Genomic DNA, 23,754 nt, shown 5'->3' on the forward strand with positions numbered 1-23,754 from the left:
CAAGTATCACATGCCGCTCCTGTGTCAAATTGCATCGGCGTCACGACGCCAAGCCCAACAAGCCGGAAAGTCGATACCAAACTGGACCGACGCGGCCAGGTTCGTTGAAAGAGTGATTGTCGCTCCAGCGTTTCGATAACTAGTCCGAGAATGAACTCGGCCACGCGCGCGCCAGCACCCGGCGGAGCCGGGTAGGCGTGAGGTGGGTCAGGCGGCGGGTTGCAGGGTGACGTTGTAGCCGAGTGCTTCGAGGCCTCGGATGTGGCTGCGGCGTTTGGCGGTGGTCGAGACGCGTTTGTCGTAGTGGTCGGGGCCGAGGTCGTGGAACTGGGCGTCGGGGTCGGCTAGGAGGTGCCACACGATGGTCAGGATCGAGCGGCCGACCGCGACCATGGCTTTCTTCTTCCCGCGTCGGCGAGCGATGCGCCGGTAGCGGGCTCCGAGGAAGGTATCAGTCTTGCCTGCGGACAAGGCGGCCTCGCCGATCACGCGGGCGAGGTACCGGTTGCCGTGCCCGGTCGTTCCGTTGCCTTTCGACTTGCCCGCCGACGACTTGATCCCGGGCGCGAACCTGGCCCATGAGGCCAGGTGACCGGGGGTGGGGAACCGGGACATGTCGAGGCCGACCTCGGCGATGATGACCGCGGCCGCTTTCGGGCCGACCCCGGGGATCTCGTCCAGCCGGGCGACCGCGTCACCGAAAGGGGCCAACAACACCTCGATCTGTGCCTCCATGGCAGCGATGTCAGCGTTGTCGCGGTCGATCCGTTCCAGCATCATCTTCAGTCGGAACCGGTGAGAGTCATCGAAGGTTCCGACCTTGAGTCCGGCGAACGCATCCTCAAGCAGGTGAATCTTGGACCGCATCCGCGACCTGGCCAGGTCCGCGAGGACCTTGGGATTACGTTCCCCGGCGATCATCGCGTCCATCATCGCTCGACCTGAGACGCCGTGGATGTCAGAAGCGATGACCGACAGCTTGATGCAGGCCTCTTCCAGGAGTTTCTCGACCCGGTTCTTCGTCGCGTTGCGGGCGTTGACCAGATCGACCCGGTCACGAGTCAGGCCCCGCAGCCGACGGATATCGGCTGGGGGCACGAAGCTGGGGCGCAGCATCTGACGTTCGGCGACCTTGCACAACCACGCCGCGTCCAGCACGTCAGTCTTCGGCCGTCCAGGTAAATGCCGCACGTCCTTGGCATTGACTAACCACGGCTGCAGCCCGTGGGCTTCGAACAGATAGAACGGCGGGCGCCAGTAGTCACTGGTCGCTTCCATCACCACCCGCTCGACCCCCAAGTCCACCAACCGGTTCGCCAAGTCGCTCAACGAGCCAACCATGGCCGAGTGCGTGGTCACCTCCTGGACCCGCCTCACCTTGCCCGCCGGTGCCGGCAAGCGAACGCAACACACGACCTCGGCCTTGCCGATGTCCAACGCTGCGACACGTTCGATGATCTGCTCATCGTCTTCAGATTCCGCGAACACCTCGATCCTCCTCACGATCGACTCCTGGTAGAAGCGACCGCCCGGGGGAACCGCCAGGGCAAACAGCGAATCTAGTCCTCGCGCTCACACCAGCCGACCCCTTCTGGTGGACTGGATCGGCAGCATTGAAAGGCCCACCACGCGGTTCCCCCACCCGGCTAGACGACGGCCTCAAGGGACCATAGGAACAACGGCGTCACCGGGCGGCCGCACCACCATTCTCAGCCCGGAACGGGCGGCCCAACAGGGCCACTTTGACTAGACTGGTAGTCGTTTGTACTACAACGACAGCGCACCTGGCGGAATGTCATTCAGGCTGGAAGTCGGAGACCTTTGATTGGTAGTGCTGCCCCTAGCTGGCTAAGGGAAATGCGTCAGCTGTCAGGAATCCAACAAAACCGTAAGTCTACTTCATCTACGTGCCACTAGGTACTTCAGTGAGAGTCAGCCCAGTCTGCAGCGGTCTTGCTCAAGATTTGCGCAACATGGGGCCGGAGTTCGAGGCATACCGAGGCCAGATGCGCCTGCCGTTCCGGCGGTCATCGATCGATCGTCCAGTGACTCTGGTGTGTCGTAGGGGATGGTCTGCCCGAAGACGCCGCGCTGAACGGTGGCACTCAGCTCGGACCTCCTTCTCGGCGTGCTGTTGCTGAACGCAAGGCTCCCGGCCCAGACCGACGCGGCAAATGAGTCACCGTCAGTGGTCACGCCGGCGTCGGGACGGCCACCGGCGTGAGTAGGGTGCGGGAGGCGAGGCCGACCGAGCGGGAGAGATTGCGCCGGAACTCCTCGGCGAGCCCGGGGTCGCGGCCCAGCTCCCAGAGCACGCTGGCGCTGACCCAGGCGGCGTCTCGGGCGCGGCCGATGCTCCATGCGCCGACGAGGGTGAGCAGCGGCGCGACCTCCTGGTCGACGCGCAACGCCAGCCCGTCGAGAAAGGACTGGCGCACCTGCTCGTGAACCTCGGCAAGCAACTGGGTGACCTTGTCGTAGTCCGCCTTGACCCCCGGGCTGCTCGGGCTCAGCCCAAGCTGGCGGCAGGTGCGCACCAGCGCGACTGCGAGGTCGTGGTTGATGTGCGCGTTCATCCCCGCGATGGCGAACTGAATGGAGGCGAGATGGTTGCCGCGGGACTCCAGCAGCGGCTGCCAACAAGGGTCGGCGGCGTTGGCCGGCCGCCCGTCCACCGCGTCGAGATAGAGCCCCGCGAAGACGACGTCGAGACGGGCGAGGAACACCGGGTCAGCGAAGAAGCCGTCCTCGATCCGCTCGCCGACGAGCTCGGTCACCTGCAGGTACATCCGATTGAACGCCCCAACCCCGTCGTCAGGGGCGAACTGGCCCTGCAGCTCGCGTAGCCGGGCGATGACCGCGGCGACGTCGGGGAGCTGGCCGGGCGGCACCGGCGCGATTGATCGGGTACGTGCCCGCAGCCACGCGCTTGCTTGAGTGAGGATGCTCACGAGTCGGTTCATGGTCGATCATTGGACCATCGCCGCCGCGGCAACCACAAGAGGTTTGCCCGGATCGCCTCTCGCCTCGCTCAGCTCGTCCCGATATCGCCGAAAAACCTCGAAGTTCCCCGCACCGCGCGACCATCGGACGTCCCTTTCGACGGAAGGACCCCGGCCCGCCGGGACGTAGTTCCATGCAGAACGTCAGTTCCTCAAGCTGACACTGCGGATGCGAGGGCGGTGCGTCGATGGATTGTCACAGCAGCACTCGACAAATGGACAATGACAACTTCGTGGTCCGCATGAGCAAACCACGGCTCTCTGTTTCCGCTCGAAGGTCAGCTCAGCGGTTGGCGAGCCACTGTTGATACTTCTCGGGCGTGTCGGTCATCAGCAGTTCCGCGCCCCACGTTGTCACCTCGGCCCAGGCGGCGGCGTCGTTCACCGTCCACAGCACCACCCGCAGCCCGGCCGCCTGCAGGCTCTTGACGTACTCGGCACTCGCGATGGAGTGCTCGACCGCTACGCCCCGCAGGCCGTCCTTGGCGATGGTGGAGGCCTTCACCACCTGCTTGCTGACGAACAGCATGCGCCGCGAGTCCTTGTCGACGGTGGCCGTTCGGGCCAGCCGGTCGCGGCTGAAGGCCGTCCACACCGTGCGCTCGCTCAACCCGTACTTGGCCGGGGTGGCGAGCAGCGCCTTCAGTTTGGCTTCGCTCTCGTCGGTCTTGATCTCGAGAAACGCCCACGCCGTCGGGCTGGCGGCCGCGATCGCTTCAAGCGTGGCGTCGAGGGTGGGTATCTGGTAGCGCTTGTCGTCGCCTGCGACGGGCTTGCTGCGGCACTGTTCGCGCAGGTCGGCCCAGGTGGTCTTCGACACCTGCACCTCTTTGTCGCCGCAGTCGAGGCCCTTGGTGGCGGCCTCGTCGTGCACCAGCACGGCCACGCCGTCGGAGGTGTAGCGCACGTCGGTCTCGATGGCGAAACCGCGTCGCGCGGCGTCCTCCATGGCCTGCAGGGTCTCGAGCTGGTGTCGTTCGAAGCCCCCGCGGTGAGCCAGTATCGGGGGGTTCGGCAGGTCTGCCGGCACCTCGGACGACGTGACGCCGGGCGTGTCGGTGGCCGGTGCTCGACGACGTGCTGATCGCGCCGGACGGTGACGTTGAGCCGCCGGCCGCGCCCTGGCCGGCCCAGGGGTGCCAGACCAGGGCGCCGGCGACCAGGGCGACCGCGGTGGCGCCTGCTCCGATCAGCATCGGGAGGCGCCGGTTCGGCCCCGGTGGCCTCTGATCGCCCGACTCGGAACGCGGTGGGGTCCGGTCGGTTGGGCTCGCTTCGGACGGCGGTGCAGTCCCGCCCGTTGGGCTGGCCTCGGACGGCGGTGCGGTCTGGTCCGGCGTGTTGGCGGGCCCCCCGGAATCGGTCGGCGTGGCCGGGTCGAGGGGTGGGGTCTGTGGGGTCGCCGGAACGGTGTCGGTGGCCGTGACCGGGTCGTCCGGGTCGGCTGTCGCAGTCTTGGCCGACGGCTTGGCCAGCAGCGTGCCCAACGTCGTCAGCAGCCGCTCGGTGTTGAAGCCGACCGGATTGATCTCCACCGCCTGGCGTCGGGTGATCGCCGCCAGGTCGGGCGGCAACTCGTCGGCCCGGGGCATCGTGGCGTCGTCCACCAGGATCGGCACCACCCGCACCCCCGGGTCAGTGCCGCCGCGAGCTCGAGCCGCACGAAGTCGTCCGGATCGTCCAGCCGGCGCGCACCCGTGGCGTCGGTCATGGTGAGCCAGTGCGGTCCGATCAGGGCCAGCAGCACGTCGCACCCGGCCACCGCCTCGGTGATGCGTTCGACGAAGTCCTCGCCGGGTTCGATGGCGTCGACGTCCTTGAACACCGAGCCGGCGCCGAACCGGGCGACCAGCACCTCGTACAGTTGCCGGGCGGGCCAGGCCGTTTCACCGCGCCGGTAGCTGATGGGTGATGCCGCCGCTCGCCACCTGCCGATCCCCTTCGCCGAAGTGGCGCCCATGCTATGAGGTCGCGCCACCTCCGCGACAGAGGGCAGCAGTGCTGAGTGACCGCCGGCTGAGCTCGCGGGCACAGTGCGGCTAGCCTGAACGGGTGCCGACCCCGCTCGCGACCAGCGCCGGCACGTCGGCGCGCCCGCGTCCGGAGCCGCTATCGCCCCGGGTGCTGGCCGGACGCCTCGGCATCGGGCTGGTGGTCGTCGCGGCCCTGGTCGGGCTGCGGATCGCCGCCGACCCCGCCTGGACCTCATGGCTGCCCACCGCGGGCCGAGACTTCGTCACGCTCTCGGTCAGCGTGTTGGTCGAGTCGTTGCCGTTCGTGTTTGTGGGCATCGCGATCTCGATCGTGGTGCAGATCTGGCTGCCCGATCGGGTCTGGGGCTGGCTGCCGCGCAACCCGGTGCTGCGGCGCCTGGTGCTCTCGGTGCTGGGTGTGGTGTTTCCGGTGTGCGAATGCGGCAACGTGCCCATGGCGCGAGGGCTGATGCTGCGCGGACTGGGGGTGGGCGAGGCGATCACGTTCTTGATGGCAGCGCCGATTCTCAACCCGGTGACCATCATCACCACCTACCAGGCCTTCGGTTTCGACAACGGCATTCTGGTCGCGCGCATCGTCGGCGCCTTCGCGATCGCCAACCTGCTGGGCTGGCTGTTCGCCCGGCACCCCGAGCCCGGCACCCTGCTCACGCCCAGCTTCGAGGCTGCCTGCCACGACCCCCACGAGCAGCAGCACGGACGCTGGCAACGCAGCGCCGACGGCTTCGCAGCCGAGACGGCGGCGATGATTCCCGCGCTGGTGGCGGGATCGTTCATCGCCGGGGCGATTCAGGTGGGCGTGCCACGCGACTGGCTGGTCAGCATCGGCGGCAACCCGGTGGTCTCGGTCGGGGTGCTGATGGCCCTGGCGTTCGTCGTGTCGGTGTGCTCCAACGTCGACGCCTTCTTCATTCTGGCGCTGAGCGCCACCTTCGCCCCCGGCGGCATCGTGGCCTTTCTGATCTTCGGGGCCATGATCGACATCAAAATGCTGGCACTGCTGCGCACCACGTTCACCACCCGCACGCTTGCGCTGATCGCCGCCGTGGTCGGCCTGTGCACCCTCGTCATCGGATTGGGGTTGAACCTTGTCTTCTGACCCGCACCTGCACGCCCACGACTCGTCCGTGCACGCCCCGCACCTTCACGGCGACGAGCCCAGAGCCGCAGGATTCTCGTGGGGGCTGTTGCTCGGCCTGATCGGTGCTGTGGGCATCTGCTGGCTCGGCGCCACCGGCCAGCTCAGCCTCTACATTCACCCGCGCTACAACCTGTTCACCCTGGTCATGGCGGGGTTCGGCATCATCGCCTGCCTGGCCGCCTGGGCCGTGCGTGCCCGCTCCGGCGGCCGCGGACGCGCCTGGGGGGCGGCAGCGGCCGCCATCGCCATGGTGCTGGCCCTGTTCGTGGTGCCGCCGGCCACGCTTAGCTCGTCCACTGCCCAGAACCGCTCGCCGGCCGCGGGTGTCGACCCGGCCGAGATCACCCGGCTGGCCGGCGCCGACCCGTCCAGCTTCACGCTGCGCGACTGGGCCGCTCTGGTCGACGACCCCGGCAGCGTCGCCGCCTACGCCGGTCAGCAGGTGACGCTGACCGGCTTCGTCACCCCGGTCGACGGGGATGACGTCGACGTGTTCTATCTAGCCCGGTTCGTCGTCACCTGCTGCACCGTCGACGCCCGTCCGGTCGCCGTGCCGGTGGCGCTGCCCGATTGGGCCGACCAGCACAAGGCCGATCAGTGGGTGCGGATCACCGGACGCATGGTGCCCGCCCAGAACGCCCCGGGCGAGGCGGTGCTGATGCTGCAGCCTGCCGAGATCACCCCCATCGACCAACCCGACCAGCCCTATGAGTACTGAATCGGACTCCGGCCGAACACAGGGGAGCGCTGAGATGCCGCCCCGGCGAGCGGTGTCGCCCGCCACACCCGGCGGCGCCGCTCAGCGACGGTTCTGGCGGTTCGGACTCGCGCTCTGCGTGGTGTTGGCGCTGCTGGCCGCCGGCGTCGGCGTCGGCGGACTGCTGCGCGGCCCCGACCTGTCCGAGGCGACCTTCGCCGCCGACCGGGCCGTGGGGGCTGCCGGAGCGCGCTTGGTGCTGCGCTCGCGGCTGCCGATCGCCGAGGTGCGCGCCGATCAGGTGAGCATCACTCCGGCCGCGCCGTACACCCTCGGCACCCGCGACCAGACCCTCACGATCACCTTCGGCGCCCCGCTCGGCTACGCCACCGACTACACCGTCACCGTCGCGGGGGTGCGCAGCGAATACACCAGCACCACCGCCGACTGGTCGTACCGGTTCGTCACCCCGCCGGTCACGATGTACTCGCTGATCGCCCATCGTGACGAACCGGCCGCCGACGACACCGTCGTCACCGGTGCCGACCGGCGCACGGTGCTCTCGGGGCCCGGCATCGAAACCTTCGTCGCCACCCGCCAGCATCTGATCGCGCTCAGCCACCCCAGCCTCGACACATCACAGTTGATCGCGACCACCCGCTCCGATGGCGCGTCTGCTCCGGTTGCAACGCCTCAGGTGCCGCTGCTCACCGAACTCGAGGCGGCGCCGGACGGCACCCGCTTCGGCTACCTCGCCACCGGAGTCGACGACGACACCCAGAACCGCTACGAGGGCGCGCTGTTCATCGCCGATGCCGCTGACCTGACCGCCGCCCCACGGCGGGTGGACGCCTTCGGCGGCGCGCTGTCGGTGCAGGAGTGGCTGTTCGTGCCCGGTGTGAATGCCGTGGTGGTGATCACCCCCCAAGAGAAGGCGTTCCTGATCTATCTCGACGGCGACACCGCTCCGGTGGCGCTCGGCAGCGTGGCGCAGTTCGTGGGGTTTCTGCCCGGCAGCACCACCCTGCTCGCGCAGGCCGGGGGTAAGCAACTGCTGCTCGACCTCTCAGCCGGCAAGACCACCGAGGTGCCCAACACCGAGGAGCCGAGCAGCGACGTCTTTGCCGGGCGGCGCAATTTTCGGGCCCCCGACGACTATCTGGTCGAGTTCAATCAGTTCACTCGCACGGGCAACACCAGCGAGCTCACCACCCGGCTGACCCACCTGGCCGGCGGACAATCCACCGAACTGCTGGTGCTCGGCCCCGCTGACGGCCAATTGTCGAACAGCGGGCTCTCGCCCAACGGCCAGTTCGCCTGGGCGGTGCTGCTCGACCCGGATGCCCCGGTGGCCGACCTGTCGTCGGGTGCGTCCGATCATGCGCGCACCCTGGTGTTCGACCTCGCGACGGCACGGCAGGTGGCCGAGGTGCCCGGCTCGTCGCCGGTCTGGGCGCTGTAGCCCTGCGTCGTTGGTCGAGCCTGTCGACCCGCGGCCCGTGCGTGGCCTCGGCCGCCCGACCGACGCTGGGCTGCTCTCCCTGAAAGTTGTATGGTTGCAGCATGCAACTATCTGAGGAGTTGACCCGGCTGTTCACCTTGTTGACCCGGGTGACCTCCGAGCACGAGCGCGGCGCAGTGCTCGCCCGGCCCGACTTTCTGGTGCTTGCCCGGCTCGGGCGCTCGGGCTGGCTGCGCCCGGGCGACCTGGCCCAACTCGAGGGGCTCGATCAGTCGACGCTCAGCCGCCGGATCGCCGGGCTGGCCGAGCGCGGCCTGGTCGAGCGGCAGAGCGACCCCGGCGACCGTCGGGCACACCTGCTGCGGCTCACCGAGGCCGGGCTGGCCGCCTTCGAGGCCGAACAGGCGCGCCGCGTCCGACTGGTCACCGATGCGGTGACACAGTGGCCCGCACCCGAGCTGGCCGAGCTCGTGCGGCTGCTGCACGAACTTAACGAATCGCTTCAGCAGAGGATCGCCCAGTGACTGACTCTCCAGCCCCCTTCACCCTCAGCCCGCAGTCCCGGCGCATCTTCATCGGGCTGCTGCTAGGCATGCTGGTGGCCTCGATCTCGCAGACCATCGTCGGCCCGGCCCTGCCCCGGATCGTGGCCGAGCTGGGGGGCATGGACCACTACTCGTGGGTCGCCACAGCCGCCATGCTGGTCTCGGCGATCTCGGTGCCGGTGGTGGGCAAGTTGTCCGACCTGTACGGCCGCCGTCCGTTCTATTTGGGTGGCCTCGCGATTTTCATTATTGGCTCCGTGCTGGCCGGTTCGGCGCAGAGCTTCTGGTGGCTGGTCGCCGCCCGCGCCGTTCAGGGGCTCGGCATGGGCATCATCATGCCGTTGTCACAGACCATCGTCGGCGACATCATTCCCCCTCGTCAGCGCGGCAAATACCAGGGCTTGATGGGCGTTGTCTTCGGAGTCACCAGCGTCGCCGGGCCATTGGCCGGCGGCCTAATCACGGACGCGTTGGGCTGGCGCTGGCTGTTCTTCGTGGCTGTTCCGGTGGGAGTGATCGCGTTGGTCGTGATCGCCCGGTTTCTCGACGTGCCGCATGAACCTCGAGTGGCGGTGATCGACACCTGGGGCATCGTCACGATGTCGCTCGGGGTGACCTCAACCCTGCTGGCAGTGTCGTGGGGCGGGACCACCTACCCGTGGGCCTCGCCGATGATCGTCGGCCTGCTGGGAGCGGGCGCGCTGCTGCTCACTCTCTTCGTGTTCATCGAGTTGCGGGTGCCCGAACCGGTGGTGCCGCTGCGGCTGTTCCGGTCGTCGATCTTCACCTTCGCCAACCTCGGCGCCTTCGGCATGTCGATGGTGATGTTCGGCGCAATCCTGTACGTGCCGATCTATGCCCAGGGGGTGCTGGCGGTGAACGCGTCGACCTCGGGCCTGATCACTTTGCCACTGATGCTGGGCCTGGTGCTGGTGGGGTTGCTGGCCGGCATCTTGATCACCCGCACCGGCCGCTACAAGGAGCTGATGCTGGTCGGTGCGGTGCTGCTCGGCGTGGGAGTGCTGATGTTGGTGCGGTTGAACGCCTCGTCCTCGGCCTGGGACGTGGTCGGCGGTGTCGGGCTGATCGGGGTGGGGTTGGGCGCGTTGTCGCAGCAGTACACGCTGGTAGTGCAGAACGCCGTGGCACGTCGCGATCTCGGGGTCGCGACCGCCGCGTTGCAGTTCTTCCGCAACGTCGGTGCAACGGTGGGGACGGCCATCTTCGGCACCGTGCTCAGCTCGGGCCTGGACGATGCCATCTTTCGTCACCTGCCGCCCGAACTCGTGGCCATCATGCCGCACGGCACGATCAACGCGGGATCGGTACTCGACCCGGCAGTGATCGGTTCGCTGCCCGCGGAGGTGATCGCCGCGGTTCGGGCGGGGCTGGCCGACCAGATCGCCACCATCTTTTGGGCGTGCGTGCCGATCGTGGTGTTGGTGTTCGTCTGCACGGTGCTGATCAAGCCGATGGAACTGCGCGACACCGTGAACACGCCTGAGGATGCCGGTCGCGAGCTGCTCGACACGATGGCCCAGCAGTCCGGCGATGTGGGGCCTGAGTTGTCCGGGTCTGGCGTCGGGAAGCGGACTCGCGAACGCCTGCTGGGCATCGAACTGGCGATCGTGGCCGAGAGCGCAGCGCGCGGGGATCGTCCGTTGTTGGCGCGAGCCGTCGGCGAACTAGGTTCGGGCGATCTCAACCACGGGCTCACCTTATTGCAGTGCACTGCCGAGATGCTGACCTCGGACGACCCGGAGGTCGCTGCCAGCACCGAACGCTATGCCTGCGCCTTGGCCGATCGGGTCAGTGCAGCCGGCGACACCATGAGCGACGAGTTGCGGCGGGCGATCGCCGTGGCAGCGGCGAGCGCACCCCACCACATCGTGCTCGACAAGATCGAAAAACCGGTGCTGGAGCGGTACGAGGCAGTCGACATCGGCAAGCTGCGCCTCGCGGCCAACGACCTTATGGCGGCACTACTGGTCGACCTGGCACAGGACCGCCGAGGCTGACCGAACCACGTGGGTCAGTCGTCCAGTGCCGCAATCTTGAGTTCGCGGCGCAGCTTGGCCACGTGACCGGTCGCTTTCACGTTGTACTGGGCCACGTCGATGCGACCGACACCCGACTCGTCCACGCTCACCACGAAGGTGGAGCGAATCACGCCCTCGATCTCTTTGCCGTACAGCACCTTGCGGCCAAAGGCGCCGTAGGCGCCCAGCACGGTCTTGTCAGGGTCGGCCAGCAGCGGAAAGCCCAGTTCCTCTTGACTGCGAAACCGGGCCAGCTTCTCGACCGTGTCGGGCGAGATCCCGATCACGTCGAAACCGGCGGCGGCGATCTGGGTCAGCGCGGCCGAGAAGTCGACGGCCTGAATCGTGCAGCCGGGCGTCATGGCGGCGGGAAAGAAGTAGACGATCACGCGGTGGCCGGCGTAGTCGGCCAGCGAGACCGGTCGGCCGTCCGGGTCGGGCAGAGTGAAGGCGGGGGCAACGTCCCCCACGGCGAGCTTCGTCATGCGGCCCACTCTAGGGTGCGCCGGGCAACTGCCAATCACGAGACCGCGAGGGAAGTGTTGATCAGCGCAGGCTTCGCTGGTCGAGCCCATCAAATCCCTTGCCAGCGAACGGGCGTCAGGGGCTTGACCAGGTCTCGACAAGCTCGACCAGCAAGAGTCAGCGTTTCCTGGGGGGTGCCCGCGCCAACACCGGCTGGCATAGGCTGGAGCTCCACCGACAGCGAAGGACGCATCCAGTGGCCGACACCACCACCCGCAGCAAGGCCGACATTGAGGCCGAGATCGCTGCCGCCCGGGCGCGATTGGCCGATAACGTGGCCGGCCTGATCAATCAGGTGCACCCCAAGGCGGTCGTTCAGCGCGGAATCGACGACGCTCGCGGCTTCGCCGCCGCCGAGTTCGCCAACGCCAAGTCCCAGGTGATCGATGACCAGGGGCACGTGCGTACCGACCGGGTGCTGCTCATCGGGGGAGCGATCACCGGCCTGGTGACCTTCGTTGTGTTGGTGCGGGGTATTCTGAAGAGCATGCGGAGCGCCTAGGTTTGCGATGATCAGCCCGCCCGCCGTTGGTTGAGCGAGTCGAAACCCCTAGTGGGCGCACCCTATCCGAGGTCTCGACCAGCTCGACCAACGAAAGTTCAGGGCTTCCTCAGGCCTGGGTCGAGGCAAGAGTTGGTGCTGAACGCAACACCGCAAAGGGTGTGCGCTTGAGACTGCTCTGCCTTGCCGCAGTGTGTTTGGGGGCCGTTCAGGTCAACGGTTGATAACGATGTGTGGCGAGCCGGTGGCGTATGTCCATGGTGATGGTTAGAGTCCCTGCCAGGCCCCATAGGCGGGGTCCAGGTCCCGCGCAGTTGGGGCCGTCCCCCAAAGAAGTGAGGATTAATGACTCAACCACGCACCACGCGGCGGGTGATCGCCGCGGCGCTGTCCGTCGGTGCCCTGCTGGCGACCGCCGCCTGTTCCTCCGGCACCGCTGCCTCGCCCGCGGCCTCTGCCTCTGCCTCTGCCTCTGGCGCTGACTGGGACGAGTTCGGCCCCATCGTGTACGCCCAGGGCAAGGACACCTCGGGCAACCTGAAAGACAAGATCGACGAGTGGAACAAGGCGAACCCGAACGAGCAGGTCACCTTCCGCGAGCTTTCGGACAATGCCGACGAGCAGCGCGCGGCGATGATCCAGCGCGGTCAGGCCAAATCGGGTGAGTTCACGGTGATGAGCGTCGACGTCGTGTGGACCGCCGAGTTCGCCGCCAACGGCTGGCTGACCGAACTACCCACCGACAAATTCGACACCACCGGCTACCTGAAGCCGGCTGTCGACTCGGCCACCTATTTCAACAAGCTGTACGCGATGCCGTCCACGTCTGACGGCGCCATGCTCTACTACCGCAAGGATCTGCTCGACAAGGCCAACCTCACCCCCCCGACCACGTGGGACGAGATGCAGGCCGTGTGCGACAAGGTGCTGCCCGACCAAAAGGGCATGAGCTGCTTCGCCGGTCAGTACCAGAAGTACGAGGGTCTGACTTGCAACTTCGCCGAAGCGGTCAACTCCGCAGGTGGCGTTATTCTCGACGAGGCGGGCAAGCCTGCGGTCAACTCTGCCGAGGCGGTTGCCGGCCTGACCTGGATGGTGGACGGCTTCAAGAGCGGCCTGATTCCGAAGGAAGCCATCACCTGGAAGGAAGAGGAGTCGCGTACCGCGTTCGAGAGCGGCAAGATCTTGTTCCTGCGCAACTGGCCCTACGTCTGGAACGTATCCAGCAAGAACAAGTCGTTCGCCGGCAAATTCGCGGTGGCTCCGATTCCGGGCAAGACCGGCCCCGGCGTCTCCACCCTGGGTGGCCACAGCTACGGCATCTCGCCGTTCGCCAAGAACAAGGGCACCGCGATGAAGTGGATCAACTGGATGCTCACCGAAGAGAACCAGCGGCGCTGGCTTGAGACTGCGTCGAGCGCGCCGGTGCTCGAGTCGCTGTACGCCGACGCGGACCTGAACAAGAAGTTCCCCTACCTGGCCACTCTGGGCGAGTCGATCAAGAACGCCAAGCCGCGGCCGAAGGCCGTCAAGTACGGCGACGTGACGCTGGCCATTCAGGACGCCGCATACAGTGCGCTGCAGATGCAGGTCGACCCGACCACGGCGCTGAACAACCTTCAGACCAAGCTGGAGACCCTGGTCAAGTGACCTGATAGTCGAGCCCGAGGGTGGCGGTTCAACCCGCCACCCTCGTGGTTCGCTTCCACGCTGTTAGCACAAGGAGGTGTCGCGGTGGCTGAGACGCCAACCAAGAACCCGAAGAAGAACCCGCTCAGCGACGGCCAGGACAGTCTGGCCGCGCTGCTGATCTCACCGACCATGGCAGTCATTCTGTTCGTGGTCGGCATTCCCATTCTGATGTCTCTGCGCGAATCCGTATTCCGCAAGAACGAAGGTATCGACCCCAACACCGGCATGGTGGCGAGCGGGGAGACGTTCGTCGGCCTGCAGAACTTCACCGACATCTTCGCCAACCCGCAACTGGTCAACGGCAACTGGGGCCAGATCGACCGGTTGCTGAACTCGTTTCTGAACACCACCTGGTTCACCGTCGTCTGCGTACTGTGCGAGACGGTGCTCGGTGTGGCGATGGCGCTGATCATGGCCAAGGCGTTCAAGGGTCAGGGATTGGTCCGGGCCGCCATCTTGGTGCCGTGGGCCATTCCCACCATCGTGTCGGCGAAGATGTGGGGCCTGATCTTCGACGCCGATGGCGTGATGAACAAGGTTCTCGGCCAGCAGATCCTGTGGCTGGCCGACGGTCCGCAGTCGCAGTGGGCGATCATCATCGCCGACGTCTGGAAGACGGCGCCGTTCATCGGCCTGCTGACCCTTGCTGGGCTGCAGACCATTCCGGCCGAGGTGTATGAGGCGGCCAAGGTCGACGGAGCGTCGGCCTGGCAGCAGTTCACCCGGATCACCCTGCCGATGGTCAAGCCTGCCCTGGTGGTGGCGGTGCTGTTCCGCACCCTCGACACCATGCGCATGTTCGACCTGCCCGCGGGCATGATCGGTTTCGGCAAGTACTACGTCGAAACCGTTTCGATCTTGGCCTACGTCGAGAACAACAACCTGCGTTACGGCGCGGCTGCCGCGTACGCGATCATTCTGTTCATTTACATCGTGTTCGTGGCGTTCCTCTTCGTGAAGCTTCTGGGTGCCGACGTGGTCGGTGACGACGAGGTCAAGGCGATCGCGGCGCAGCGCAAGCGGCAGAAGGCGGCGGCCAAGGCTGCCGGCACGAAGCCCGCACTGGCCAAGACCACAGTCACCTCGGGGAGTGCATCATCATGACCACCGCACAGGCACAGACGAGCCAGGCAGAACTGGCTCAGTTGAACAAGCCCAGGCGCGACGGCAGCTACTGGGCCGGCGCCATCGGCGGAATCGCCGGCATCGCGTTCATCATCATCTACTGCGTGCTGCCGTTCTACTGGATGATCGTCTCGTCGCTGCGGCTGCCCACCGACGGGCGCAGTACCGATTTCTGGCCCAACCCGGCGTCGGTCGAGAACTACATCGCGGTGTTCGCCCCGCAGAACATGTTCGGCACCGCCCTGGTCAACTCGTTGATCGTGTCGGCGACGACCACCGTTCTCACCCTGGTGTTCGGCATCCTGGCCGCGTACGCGCTGGCCCGGCTGCGGTTCGCCGCCAAGGGCATCGTGTTGAGCATCATCATCGGCTGCTCGATGTTCCCCGGCATCACCTTGGTCATTCCGCTGTTCAAGCTGTTCAGCGGCAACTACCCGGGCTTCGAATGGCTCAACTGGATGAACACCTACCAGGCGCTGATTATCCCTACCCTGTCGTTCGGCCTGCCGCTGTGTGTGTGGAACCTGACCGCGTTCTTCCGGCAGTTGCCGGTCGAGCTCGAGCAGGCCGCCATGGTGGACGGCTGCACGCCGGGCCAGGCCTTCGCGAAGGTGATCCTTCCGCTGGCCGCGCCGGGCGTGTTCACCACCGCGATCATCACCTTCATCGCGGTCTGGAACGACTACATGATCGCGCTGCAGTTCGGCACCAAGCCCGAGATGTACACCTCGATCGTGGCCCTGTCGAAGTTCACCGGCCAGTACGGCTTCGACACCCCCTGGGGCACCATCATGGCTGCCGGTGTGATGATCACCGTGCCGCTGCTGATCGCGGTGCTGATCTTCCAGCGCCGCATCGTCGCCGGCCTCACCGCCGGTGGCGTGAAGTAGCTCCACTGCAATGATCGTGAGGGGCGTCCGGGGAACCGGGCGCCCCTCACGATCTGCGTTCAGGGGACGGTTCCGGTTGGTTCAGGGGACGGTTCCGGTTGGTTCCCAGCTTCCGCGGATCAACCGGCAGATCGCACTCTAAGCTCTGGTCGAATAGCTGTCGCGGCCGGTCGGTCGGTACTACCGTTGCGGCATGCGGATCGCCATGGCCAACGACCACGCCGGGACGGCACAGAAGAACGAGATTGCGGCGTGGCTGCGATCCGAGGGCCACGAGGTGGTCGACTTCGGGGCCTACGACGACCAGGCCTGTGACCTGCCCGACCATGTCTACCCAGCGGCATTGGCCCTCGCCAGGGGCGAATGTGAGCGGGGCATCTTCGTGGACGGGGTCGGCTACGGTTCGGCGATGATCGCCAACAAGCTGCCCGGCATCTTCGCGGCGGTCGCGCAGGACCCGTTCTGTGCCTGGCTCGCCCGCTCGCACTCGGATTCGAACGTGCTCTGCATCGGTGCCAAGATCATCGGCTCGGCGCTGGCGATGGAGGTGGTGAAGTCATGGATGACCACCGACTGGCTGGGCACCACCGAAGAGAAGTACGCCCGCCGGGTCGCCAAGGTGATCGAGATCGCCGAGCGTCACGTTCGTCCGCTCTGAGATGAGGGAAGAGATCCCGCCGCGGTGATTGATCGGCGTTGTTGTCGGACGTCGAATGTCGACGGTGGGGATTTTCGCTGGTCGAGCTGGTCGAGACCTCAGAGTTAGCACTCTGGCCATGGATTTCGACAGACTCAACCAGCGATGGCTGCGTTGGTCAGCGTTTCTCTGGGACGCAGACGCAACAAAGCCCCTCGCCGATGACGAGGGGCTTGCTGTGCGCCGCCAGGGACTCGAACCCCGAACCCGCTAGTTAAGAGCCAGCTGCTCTGCCAGTTGAGCTAGCGGCGCGCGAGAAAGAACTATACCGAACGGCCGTGCAGAGGAGAAATCGGCAGCGGGCACGCCCGCTCAGATCAGCGCCGCAGACCCTGCCTGCGCACGGCCGCGACCCGCTGCCGGTGCAACTCGTCGATCTCGGGACGCTCGATCGCCTCGAGATCGCGCTCGAGCGCCACCGAGAGCACGTGATCGGCCAGGGCCGGGTTGCGGGCCAGGACCGGCCCGTGCGGGTAGGTGCCGATCACTCGGCCCTGCACGGCACCCTCGGTGCCGTCGTTGGCGTTGCCGACCCCGATCTCGACCCTGGCCAGCGGCGTGGCGGACGGCCCCAGGGTGGTGAAGCCGCCGTGGTTCTCGAAGCCGGTGAGCAGTACCTCGGCACCGTCGCTGCGCGTCCAGCGGCTCAAAATCTCACCGACCGCCCGCACCGACCCGCGGCGGGTGTCGACGTCGAGCACGCCCAGCCCCTCGATCACCTCGTCGTGCTCGCCGATGGTGAAGGTGTTGCCGCAGATCTGGTAGCCGGCGCATACGGCGAACAGCGCCGCGCCATCGTCCAGGGCTCGAAACAGATTGCCGTCGGCCTTCAGCGCCCGCACCGCCGACACCTGAGCCGCGTCCTCGCCGCCGCCCAGTAGGTACACCGAGCCGGTCGCCGGCACCGTATCGCCGGGCTCGACCACGGTGAGCGTGGCATCGATGCCACGCCATTGCAGCCGCTTGAGCAGCACCATCGCATTGCCGCGGTCGCCGTAGATGCCGAGTAGCGACTGGTAGACCAGCACGATCTCTACCGGATTGCTCATCGCAGCCCCGCCATCTTCAGCAGCTTCTGAAACGGTGTGTAGGTGGCGATCAGGTCGAGCGGTGCGGCGGCGGTGCCCAACTCCGGGGCGGACGCCTGCACGGTCGCGGCGGACGCCAGGGCGTCCGCCAGATCGGGAATAACCCGGTGCTCGACCTCGGCGTAGGTCAGCCGCACCGCCAGATCGTGAGCGCGCGGCCCGGTGGCGAACACCTCGCGGCCCCGCAACTGCTCGTAGTCGACGTCCCACAGCCACGATACGTCGCGACCGTCGGCCGCCACCGAGTCGATGGCCAGAATCACCGGGTCGGACGCCGCGAGCGGCAGCGCCTCGGCCCAGCCGGCCGGGTTCTTGGCCAGCAGCAGCCGCACGCTGGTGCCGTGCAGGGTGGCGGTGGCGAAGCGTCCGGCGGGCGAGGTGACGGTGCGCATGCCGCGCAGGGCGTCGTCGACGCTCACCCCGAGCTCGACCGCGGCGGCCAGCGCACACGCGGCGTTCGACACGTTGAAGCTGCCCGGCACCCGCAGCTCGGGAACCACGCGCGAGTCGTCGGGCAGCACGATCGACTCGCCGTCGACGCGCCAGGTCGCCTCGGGCTGGGTGAGGTCGCAGCCGGGGCAGTCCCACCGTTCGCCATCGGCGCTGAGCACCGAGCCGCAGGCCGGGCACAGCGCGGCGTCGGCGGTCCACGTGGTGGCGGTGTTCACCCAGACCACCTTCGGTGCGGTGCCGGCCGACCACACCACCAGCGGGTCGTCGGCGTTGGCCACGACGGTGGGCCCGGCCTGGCCCGCGCGGTCGAGCGCTGAGCGCCACGAACGTCCCAGCGCCTTGATCTCGTGGTGCCGGTCGAGCTGGTCGCGGCTGAAGTTGAGCAGCACGAGCACCTCGGGGCATCCGTGCGCGATCATGTCGGCCACCACCCGCTCGTCGGTCTCCAGCACCGCGATGTCGGACGACGGTGCCTGGCTCAGCGCCGACGCGATGCCGTAGTGCAGGTTGGCGCCGTCGGCGTTGGTGACCAGCCGTCCCGACTCGCCGGCCAGGCCCGCGCGGACGGCCGCGGCCAGCAGGTGGGTCGTGGTGGTCTTGCCGTTGGTGCCCGACACGCTGGCGATACGCCGGCCCTGCAGCAGCAGTCGAAAGGCGTCGGGTGCCAGCCGGGTGAGCACCTGCCCGCGAATCGAGGCGCCCGAGCCGCGGTTGGCCAAACGCGAACCCAGCGCGGCCAGGTTGCCGGCGGCGACAGCGGCGAACAGTCGCGCGCGGTCGCCGACGCGCAGGTCGGCCGGAGTCGCGCGACGCCGGAGGGTTTCGGCAGGCATGCCGTCTATTCTGCCGGGTTCGGCGCGCTGGGCGGCACAGGCACGTACTGCGGGAACTTCGCCGACCGGCCGGCACCCGAACTGGTGCGGCGAATACGGCGTCCGATCCAGGGCCCGGCATGCTCGCGGGCCCAGTTCACCTGCCACTCCAGCCACTCCTTGCGGCTCTTGGGCGGCTCGTCGGGCAACGGATCGTCCCAACCTAGGCGCGGCTCTAGCCCCAGCGCCGCCAGTGCGGCCTGCGACACCCGCTCGTGGCCGATGCTGTTGAAGTGCAGCCGGTCGTCGTGCCACATGCCCCAGTGCTTGAGACAGTGCATGCCCCACACGTCGATCACGTGGGCGCCGTGTCGGCGAGCGATCGTCCACACGTTGGCGTTGAAAACCGCGGTGCGGGGCCGGGTGAGTTCGAGCACCGGCGATCCTTTTGCGTCGACGCCGGTGCCGAGCAGCACATCGATGCCGGCCTCGCGCAACCGGACGACAGCGCGCTCGAGCTCGGCGCTGAGCGCATCGACGTCGGCGCGTAGCCTCAGCGTGTCGTTGCCGCCGCCCCACAGGCTGACCAGGTCGGGTTTCAGGGCGAGCGCCGGTTCGAGCTGCTCGGCAATGATCGGGCCCAGCAGCCGGCCGCGGATGGCCAGGTTGGCGTACTGCACCTCGGCGCCAGCGCGATTGGCCAGGTGATGGGCGAAGCGGTCGGCCCAGCCGCGCGGGCTACCGTCCGGGTAGGGGTCGACCAGGCCCTCGGTGAGCGAGTCGCCCAGGGCGACGTAGCGGCGCCAGTGATGGGTCTGATCAGCCATGGTGCGCCCCTGAGGCGAAGTAGTGATGCTTGTCGAGCACGTCGGCTCACCCTACCTCGCGCAACCGGGCCGCCTGTGCGTGGGCCGGCAGAGCAGCGCAGGTGACCGCCGTCTGACAAAAGTCATGGTCGAGCGCGGACGATGTCACAGCAACAGGTGCGGCCGGGCACTGCCCGCGCGCGCCGTCTGCCGGAAGCCTGGAGGCATGACCACAGACACGAAAGACGACGCCATCGTCGCCACCGGCGTCCACTGCCGCTACGTGACCCGCACCAGGCTCAACCTGCTCACCGGACGGCGCGAGCCCACCGGCTACTTCGAGGCGGTCCGGGGCATCGACCTGCGGGTGGCGCGAGGCGAGCTGTTCGCCCTGCTCGGCACCAATGGCGCCGGCAAGACCTCCACCGTCGAGTTGATCGAGGGCCTGGGGCGTCCGAGCCAGGGGAGCATCCGGGTGCTCGGCCATGACCCCGTCGCCGGACGCCGGCACGTCCGCCATCGAACCGGGGTGGTGCTGCAGAGCTCGGGATTCCCGCCCGGGCTGACCGTAGGCGAGATGGCCCGGCTATGGCACGGCACCCTGAGCCGCCCTGCCTCGCCCGACGCGGCGCTGGCGGCTGTGGGGCTCGAGGCGCGGGCCGACGTCGAGACTGCGAAGCTGTCGGGCGGCGAACGCCGCCGCCTCGACATCGCCCTGGCGGTCATGGGCCGCCCCGAGGTGCTCGTGCTCGACGAGCCCACCACCGGGCTCGACCCCGAATCGCGGCGCGCCATCTGGTCGCTGGTGCGGGGGCTGGTCGAGCAGGGTACCGCGGTGCTGCTCACCACTCACTACCTGGAGGAAGCCGAGCAGCTCGCGAACCGAGTCGCCATCATGCACGCCGGCTTGATCGCCCGGCAGGGAACCGTCGCCGAGATCGTCGCCGACGCCCCCGCCCGCATCAGTTTCGACCGCCCGACCGATCTTGTGCTGGCCGACCTGAACGTCGGCCTGGCCCACATCACGGCGTCGGATTCGGTACTGATCGAGACCCGCTGTCTGCAACCGACGCTGCGGGCCGTCCTCGACTGGGCGGGCGACACACCGCTGCGCCGGCTCGAGGCCCGTTCGGCTTCGCTGGAGCAGGTCTTCCTGACCATCGCCGATGGCGTGGAGCAGTCATGACCGCACTCGACACCCAGGGCGCCCACCGGCTCGAAGCCGGGCCGGACGGTCCCGCTCCGTTGCGTCGTTTCGCTGCGCTGGCCAGGGCAGAGACCACCATCTTGCTGCGCAACTCGACCGCGATCTTCACCGCGGTGGGGATGCCGTTCGTGGTCGGCTTCGCGTTCTCGGGAATGAGCCAGAATCGCGGCGGCCTGGGGGTGATGCTGACCATGGTGCTGGTCGGAACCGCACTCATGTTCGTCGTCTATTACACGATGGTCACCTCGCTGGTCGGACGCCGTCAGCAACTGGTCCTGAAGCGTCTGCTGGCCGGGGAGCCGACCCCGCTGGAGATTCTCACCGCACCCGCCGTTCCACTGTGGGTGCTGTTCGCCGTCCAGTCGCTGATCGCGATCGGCGGGGCGCTGCTGCTGGGGACGCCGGTGCTGCACCCGTGGGCGCTGCTGCTCGCGCTGCTCGGCGGCGCCACAGCCTGGACGGCGCTGGCGATCGTCAGCGCGGCCCTCACCCGCACTGTTGAATCGGCGCAGATCAGCACCCTGCCGCTGATCATGATCTCGCTGCTGCTCTCGGGGTTCTCGGTGCCGTTGGACTGGCTGCCCGAGCCGGTGGCGCGGGTCGCGCACCTGATGCCGATGACGCCGGTGATCGACCTGATCACTTTCGCGTACACCGGCATCGGTGTCGACGGTCGGGTCTTGACCAGTCCGTCCGAGGTGCTGCCGGGCGTCGGCGGGATGCTGCTGCCACTGCTGCTGTGGAGTGCCGGATCTCTGCTGCTGGGGCTGCGGCGATTCCGCTGGGACGCGCGTTCATGAGCCGCCGGTTAGGCTCGGGCGAGGCAGAGGAGGTGTTCGTGAGCAGCACCACGCAGGGCAGTCCGCCGCAGGGCAGCACGCCGCAGGGCAGTCCGCCGCAGGGCAGCACGCCGCAGGCCCGCTCGGAGTCGGGCGTCCGGCGCACCGAGCGCTACGTCTACAACTCGCTGCATTGGGCGTTTCCGATCCTGGCGATGGTGGCGCTGATTGTGGTGACCGGCGACGCGCCGCTGCCATGGGCGCTGCCGTGGGCCGCGATGGCGGTGGTCGCCGCATGGTCTGGGCTTGCGGTCTTGCACACCCGGCTGCGCGAGGCCGACCTGCTGCCGGCCAGCGGCTGGGACACGGTGCGGGTGCGTCGGGTTGAGCCGGTGCGTCTGGTGTGGATCGGGGCGGGGCTGACCTGCGCGGGAACCGCCGGATTCGTGCTGCCGTCGGAGACCTTCCTGTTGGCGATCGCGAGCGCGACGCTCGGCAGCGTGTTGGCGATGCCGATGCTCGGGTCGCTACGCATCCGGCCGGTTGTGGTCGGCGCGATCGGCATCGCGCTGGGCCAGATCGGCATGTGGGTCGGCCCGCACCCGGGGGCGGTGGACGAGACGCCCCGGGTGGTCATCGCCTACTGGTCGGCCTTCGTGACCGGGTTGCTGCTTGGCTTTGCGGTGATGTTCCTCAATGTGCTGACCACGACGCGAGAACTTGAACGAGCCCGGCTCGACACGGCTCGGCTGGCGGTGGCCGAGGAACGGCTGCGTTTCTCGCGTGACCTGCACGACGTGTTCGGACGCACCCTGTCGGCGGTCGCGTTGAAGGCAGAACTGGCCGCTGAGCAGGCCCGTCGCGGACGGCCGGAGTCGGTGGCCACCATGCACGAGGTGCAGTCGCTCGCCACTCAGGCGCTCGGCGAAGTGCGGGAGGTGGTCCGCGGCTATCGAGAGACAGACCTGGCCGGCGAGATCGACGGCGCCCGGTCACTGCTGGAGGCGTCCGGAATCGAGGTGACCACGGTGACCGAGGGCCGCGACCTGCTCGTGGCGCCGGTCGCCCGCGTGTTCGCCTGGGTGGTCCGTGAGGGCACCACCAACATCCTGCGCCACGCGGACGCCACCCGGGTCCGGATCGTGCTGAGCAGCGAACCCGGCCGGGCCCGCCTGGTGCTCGGAAACGATCATCCGCACCCGTCGAGGGACGCTACGGGATCGGGGCTGGCGGGGTTGCGCGAGCGACTTGCCGAGGTGGGTGGCCGGTTGTCGATCGACCACACCGCCAACGAGTTCACGATCACCGCCGAGGTGGCCGATGCCGCACTGAGCCGGCTGCGGGCGGCGTCCGGAACAGCGAACGCGGGGGGCGAACGATGATCCGGGTGGTTCTCGCCGAGGACGAGCATCTGATCAGGGAGGCGTTGGTCGCCCTGCTGGAACTCACCGAAGACATCAAGGTCGTGGGCCAGGCCAAGTCCGGCGACGAGGCACTCGCCATGATCCGCAAGCTCACCCCCGACGTGGCGGTGCTCGACCTGCAGATGCCCGGGGCGTCCGGCATCGAGGTGGCTGCGGCGGTTGCGTCCGAACTGCCGGGGTGCGCCTGCCTGATCGTCACCAGTCATGGACTGCCCGGCCACCTCAAGCAGGCGCTGGCCCAGGGCGTGCGCGGCTTCGTGCCCAAGACGACCAGCGGTGCCCGACTGGCCGAGGTGATCCGGGTGGTGCGCGACGGCGGGCGCTACGTCGACCCAGCCCTGGCCGCTGACGCCATCGCCGCCGGTGACTCACCGCTCACCCCGCGCGAGGCGGACGTGCTGCTGGCTGCCGACGGCGGAGCGCCCGTGGAGGAGATCGCCGCTCGGGTGAACCTTTCGCCCGGCACGGTGCGCAACTATCTCAGTTCGGCAATCGGCAAGCTGCACGCGGCCACCCGGCACGAGGCCGTCCGGATCGCCCGCGACCGCGGCTGGATCTAAGCCACTCGCTCCCCATGACTCTGCCGCTTGGACGCGCTGATCAACGCACCCACCGCTGGTCGGGGTGGGGACGGTGATCAGCGAACCCCTGTGCCAGAGCGGGACCTCAGGGAAACGCTGAACTCTCGCGGGTCGAGCTTGTCGAGACCTCGGTCATCAGGCGGTGGCAAGAGGTTTCGACAGGCTCAACCAGCGGGTAGGCGCATTGATCATTGGAAGTCTCGACAGGCTCGACCCACGCTGGCTAAGCGTGTCGAACCCCTGCAAGAGCGATACGGCCGAGGTCTCGACACGCTCGGAAAACCAATGATTCA

Annotated in this window: 22 protein-coding genes and 1 tRNA gene; 14 read left to right on the top strand and 9 right to left on the bottom strand. The window is 67.8% G+C overall.

The features are described 5' to 3' along the window. Positions 1 to 207 precede the first annotated feature (207 nt). The 4 genes from QM721_RS13435 to QM721_RS13450 all read right to left on the bottom strand — a co-directional run bounded on the left by QM721_RS13435 (position 208) and on the right by QM721_RS13450 (position 4,962). Positions 208 to 1,503: an IS110 family transposase gene (locus QM721_RS13435; protein WP_415122820.1), complete on the bottom strand. Its 1,296-nt coding sequence runs from the start codon at positions 1,501 to 1,503 to the stop codon at positions 208 to 210. Between the two features lie 689 nt (positions 1,504 to 2,192). After that, positions 2,193 to 2,891, bottom strand: a complete 699-nt coding sequence (locus QM721_RS13440; RefSeq protein ID WP_415122822.1) for a DUF5995 family protein — start codon at positions 2,889 to 2,891, stop codon at positions 2,193 to 2,195. Positions 2,892 to 3,285: 394 nt separating this feature from the next. Continuing rightward, positions 3,286 to 4,032, bottom strand: coding sequence for a glycerophosphodiester phosphodiesterase (locus QM721_RS13445; protein WP_415122824.1), 747 nt, complete (start codon positions 4,030 to 4,032; stop codon positions 3,286 to 3,288). A 462-nt stretch (positions 4,033 to 4,494) separates the two neighbouring features. Next, complete coding sequence (locus tag QM721_RS13450; RefSeq protein WP_415122826.1) at positions 4,495 to 4,962, bottom strand: toll/interleukin-1 receptor domain-containing protein; 468 nt, start codon at positions 4,960 to 4,962, stop codon at positions 4,495 to 4,497. Between the two features lie 92 nt (positions 4,963 to 5,054). Here QM721_RS13450 and QM721_RS13455 point away from each other — a divergent pair, with 92 nt between their 5' ends. The 5 genes from QM721_RS13455 to QM721_RS13475 all read left to right on the top strand — a co-directional run bounded on the left by QM721_RS13455 (position 5,055) and on the right by QM721_RS13475 (position 10,859). Beyond that, positions 5,055 to 6,095, top strand: coding sequence for a permease (locus QM721_RS13455; protein ID WP_415122828.1), 1,041 nt, complete (start codon positions 5,055 to 5,057; stop codon positions 6,093 to 6,095). Beyond that, positions 6,085 to 6,855, top strand: a complete 771-nt coding sequence (locus tag QM721_RS13460) for a TIGR03943 family putative permease subunit (protein WP_415122830.1) — start codon at positions 6,085 to 6,087, stop codon at positions 6,853 to 6,855. The genes QM721_RS13455 and QM721_RS13460 overlap by 11 nt, the downstream gene beginning before the upstream one ends. 34 nt (positions 6,856 to 6,889) lie before the next feature. After that, positions 6,890 to 8,296 carry a hypothetical protein gene (locus QM721_RS13465; protein WP_415122832.1) on the top strand — a complete coding sequence of 469 codons (1,407 nt, stop codon included), beginning with the start codon at positions 6,890 to 6,892 and terminating at the stop codon, positions 8,294 to 8,296. A 101-nt stretch (positions 8,297 to 8,397) separates the two neighbouring features. Next, complete coding sequence (locus QM721_RS13470; RefSeq protein WP_415122834.1) at positions 8,398 to 8,820, top strand: MarR family winged helix-turn-helix transcriptional regulator; 423 nt, start codon at positions 8,398 to 8,400, stop codon at positions 8,818 to 8,820. Next, entirely contained in the window at positions 8,817 to 10,859 is a 2,043-nt protein-coding gene (locus tag QM721_RS13475) for an MDR family MFS transporter (RefSeq protein ID WP_415122836.1), read from the top strand. The genes QM721_RS13470 and QM721_RS13475 overlap by 4 nt, the downstream gene beginning before the upstream one ends. A gap of 14 nt (positions 10,860 to 10,873) precedes the next feature. On the opposite strand, the gene QM721_RS13480 is transcribed toward QM721_RS13475, so the two are convergent. Next, the gene (locus tag QM721_RS13480) at positions 10,874 to 11,365 is read right to left on the bottom strand and encodes a peroxiredoxin (RefSeq protein ID WP_415122839.1); all 492 of its coding nucleotides are present in this window, start codon (positions 11,363 to 11,365) and stop codon (positions 10,874 to 10,876) included. A 236-nt stretch (positions 11,366 to 11,601) separates the two neighbouring features. Here QM721_RS13480 and QM721_RS13485 point away from each other — a divergent pair, with 236 nt between their 5' ends. The 5 genes from QM721_RS13485 (at position 11,602) to QM721_RS13505 (ending at position 16,272) form a co-directional block, all read left to right on the top strand. Next, on the top strand, positions 11,602 to 11,907 hold the full coding sequence (locus tag QM721_RS13485) for a DUF3618 domain-containing protein (RefSeq protein WP_415122841.1): 306 nt from the start codon (positions 11,602 to 11,604) through the stop codon (positions 11,905 to 11,907). A 345-nt stretch (positions 11,908 to 12,252) separates the two neighbouring features. Continuing rightward, the gene (locus tag QM721_RS13490; RefSeq protein WP_415122843.1) at positions 12,253 to 13,557 is read left to right on the top strand and encodes an ABC transporter substrate-binding protein; all 1,305 of its coding nucleotides are present in this window, start codon (positions 12,253 to 12,255) and stop codon (positions 13,555 to 13,557) included. Positions 13,558 to 13,641: 84 nt separating this feature from the next. Continuing rightward, positions 13,642 to 14,703, top strand: a complete 1,062-nt coding sequence (locus tag QM721_RS13495) for a carbohydrate ABC transporter permease (RefSeq protein ID WP_415122845.1) — start codon at positions 13,642 to 13,644, stop codon at positions 14,701 to 14,703. A gap of 143 nt (positions 14,704 to 14,846) precedes the next feature. Then, entirely contained in the window at positions 14,847 to 15,614 is a 768-nt protein-coding gene (locus QM721_RS13500) for a carbohydrate ABC transporter permease (protein WP_415123444.1), read from the top strand. Positions 15,615 to 15,807: 193 nt separating this feature from the next. Continuing rightward, entirely contained in the window at positions 15,808 to 16,272 is a 465-nt protein-coding gene (locus QM721_RS13505; RefSeq protein ID WP_415122847.1) for an RpiB/LacA/LacB family sugar-phosphate isomerase, read from the top strand. Between the two features lie 218 nt (positions 16,273 to 16,490). On the opposite strand, the gene QM721_RS13510 is transcribed toward QM721_RS13505, so the two are convergent. The 4 genes from QM721_RS13510 to QM721_RS13525 all read right to left on the bottom strand — a co-directional run bounded on the left by QM721_RS13510 (position 16,491) and on the right by QM721_RS13525 (position 19,491). Continuing rightward, positions 16,491 to 16,563, bottom strand: a tRNA-Lys gene (locus tag QM721_RS13510). Between the two features lie 65 nt (positions 16,564 to 16,628). Continuing rightward, the gene (locus tag QM721_RS13515; protein ID WP_415122849.1) at positions 16,629 to 17,360 is read right to left on the bottom strand and encodes a type 1 glutamine amidotransferase; all 732 of its coding nucleotides are present in this window, start codon (positions 17,358 to 17,360) and stop codon (positions 16,629 to 16,631) included. Continuing rightward, entirely contained in the window at positions 17,357 to 18,685 is a 1,329-nt protein-coding gene (locus QM721_RS13520) for a MurT ligase domain-containing protein (protein ID WP_415122851.1), read from the bottom strand. The genes QM721_RS13515 and QM721_RS13520 overlap by 4 nt, the downstream gene beginning before the upstream one ends. Before the next feature lie 5 nt (positions 18,686 to 18,690). Further along, entirely contained in the window at positions 18,691 to 19,491 is an 801-nt protein-coding gene (locus QM721_RS13525; RefSeq protein WP_415122853.1) for an SGNH/GDSL hydrolase family protein, read from the bottom strand. A gap of 205 nt (positions 19,492 to 19,696) precedes the next feature. Between QM721_RS13525 and QM721_RS13530 the strand changes: the two genes are divergently transcribed. The 4 genes from QM721_RS13530 to QM721_RS13545 are packed head-to-tail and all read left to right on the top strand — an operon-like array spanning position 19,697 to position 23,440. Further along, positions 19,697 to 20,656, top strand: a complete 960-nt coding sequence (locus tag QM721_RS13530; protein WP_415122855.1) for an ABC transporter ATP-binding protein — start codon at positions 19,697 to 19,699, stop codon at positions 20,654 to 20,656. Further along, complete coding sequence (locus QM721_RS13535) at positions 20,653 to 21,477, top strand: ABC transporter permease (protein ID WP_415122857.1); 825 nt, start codon at positions 20,653 to 20,655, stop codon at positions 21,475 to 21,477. The genes QM721_RS13530 and QM721_RS13535 overlap by 4 nt, the downstream gene beginning before the upstream one ends. 38 nt (positions 21,478 to 21,515) lie before the next feature. Further along, complete coding sequence (locus QM721_RS13540) at positions 21,516 to 22,838, top strand: sensor histidine kinase (protein ID WP_415122859.1); 1,323 nt, start codon at positions 21,516 to 21,518, stop codon at positions 22,836 to 22,838. Continuing rightward, positions 22,835 to 23,440 carry a response regulator transcription factor gene (locus tag QM721_RS13545; RefSeq protein ID WP_415122861.1) on the top strand — a complete coding sequence of 202 codons (606 nt, stop codon included), beginning with the start codon at positions 22,835 to 22,837 and terminating at the stop codon, positions 23,438 to 23,440. The genes QM721_RS13540 and QM721_RS13545 overlap by 4 nt, the downstream gene beginning before the upstream one ends. Positions 23,441 to 23,754: the final 314 nt, after the last annotated feature.

The sequence above is a fragment of the Micropruina sp. genome (assembly GCF_047602085.1).
Classification (GTDB): Bacteria; Actinomycetota; Actinomycetes; order Propionibacteriales; family Propionibacteriaceae; genus Micropruina.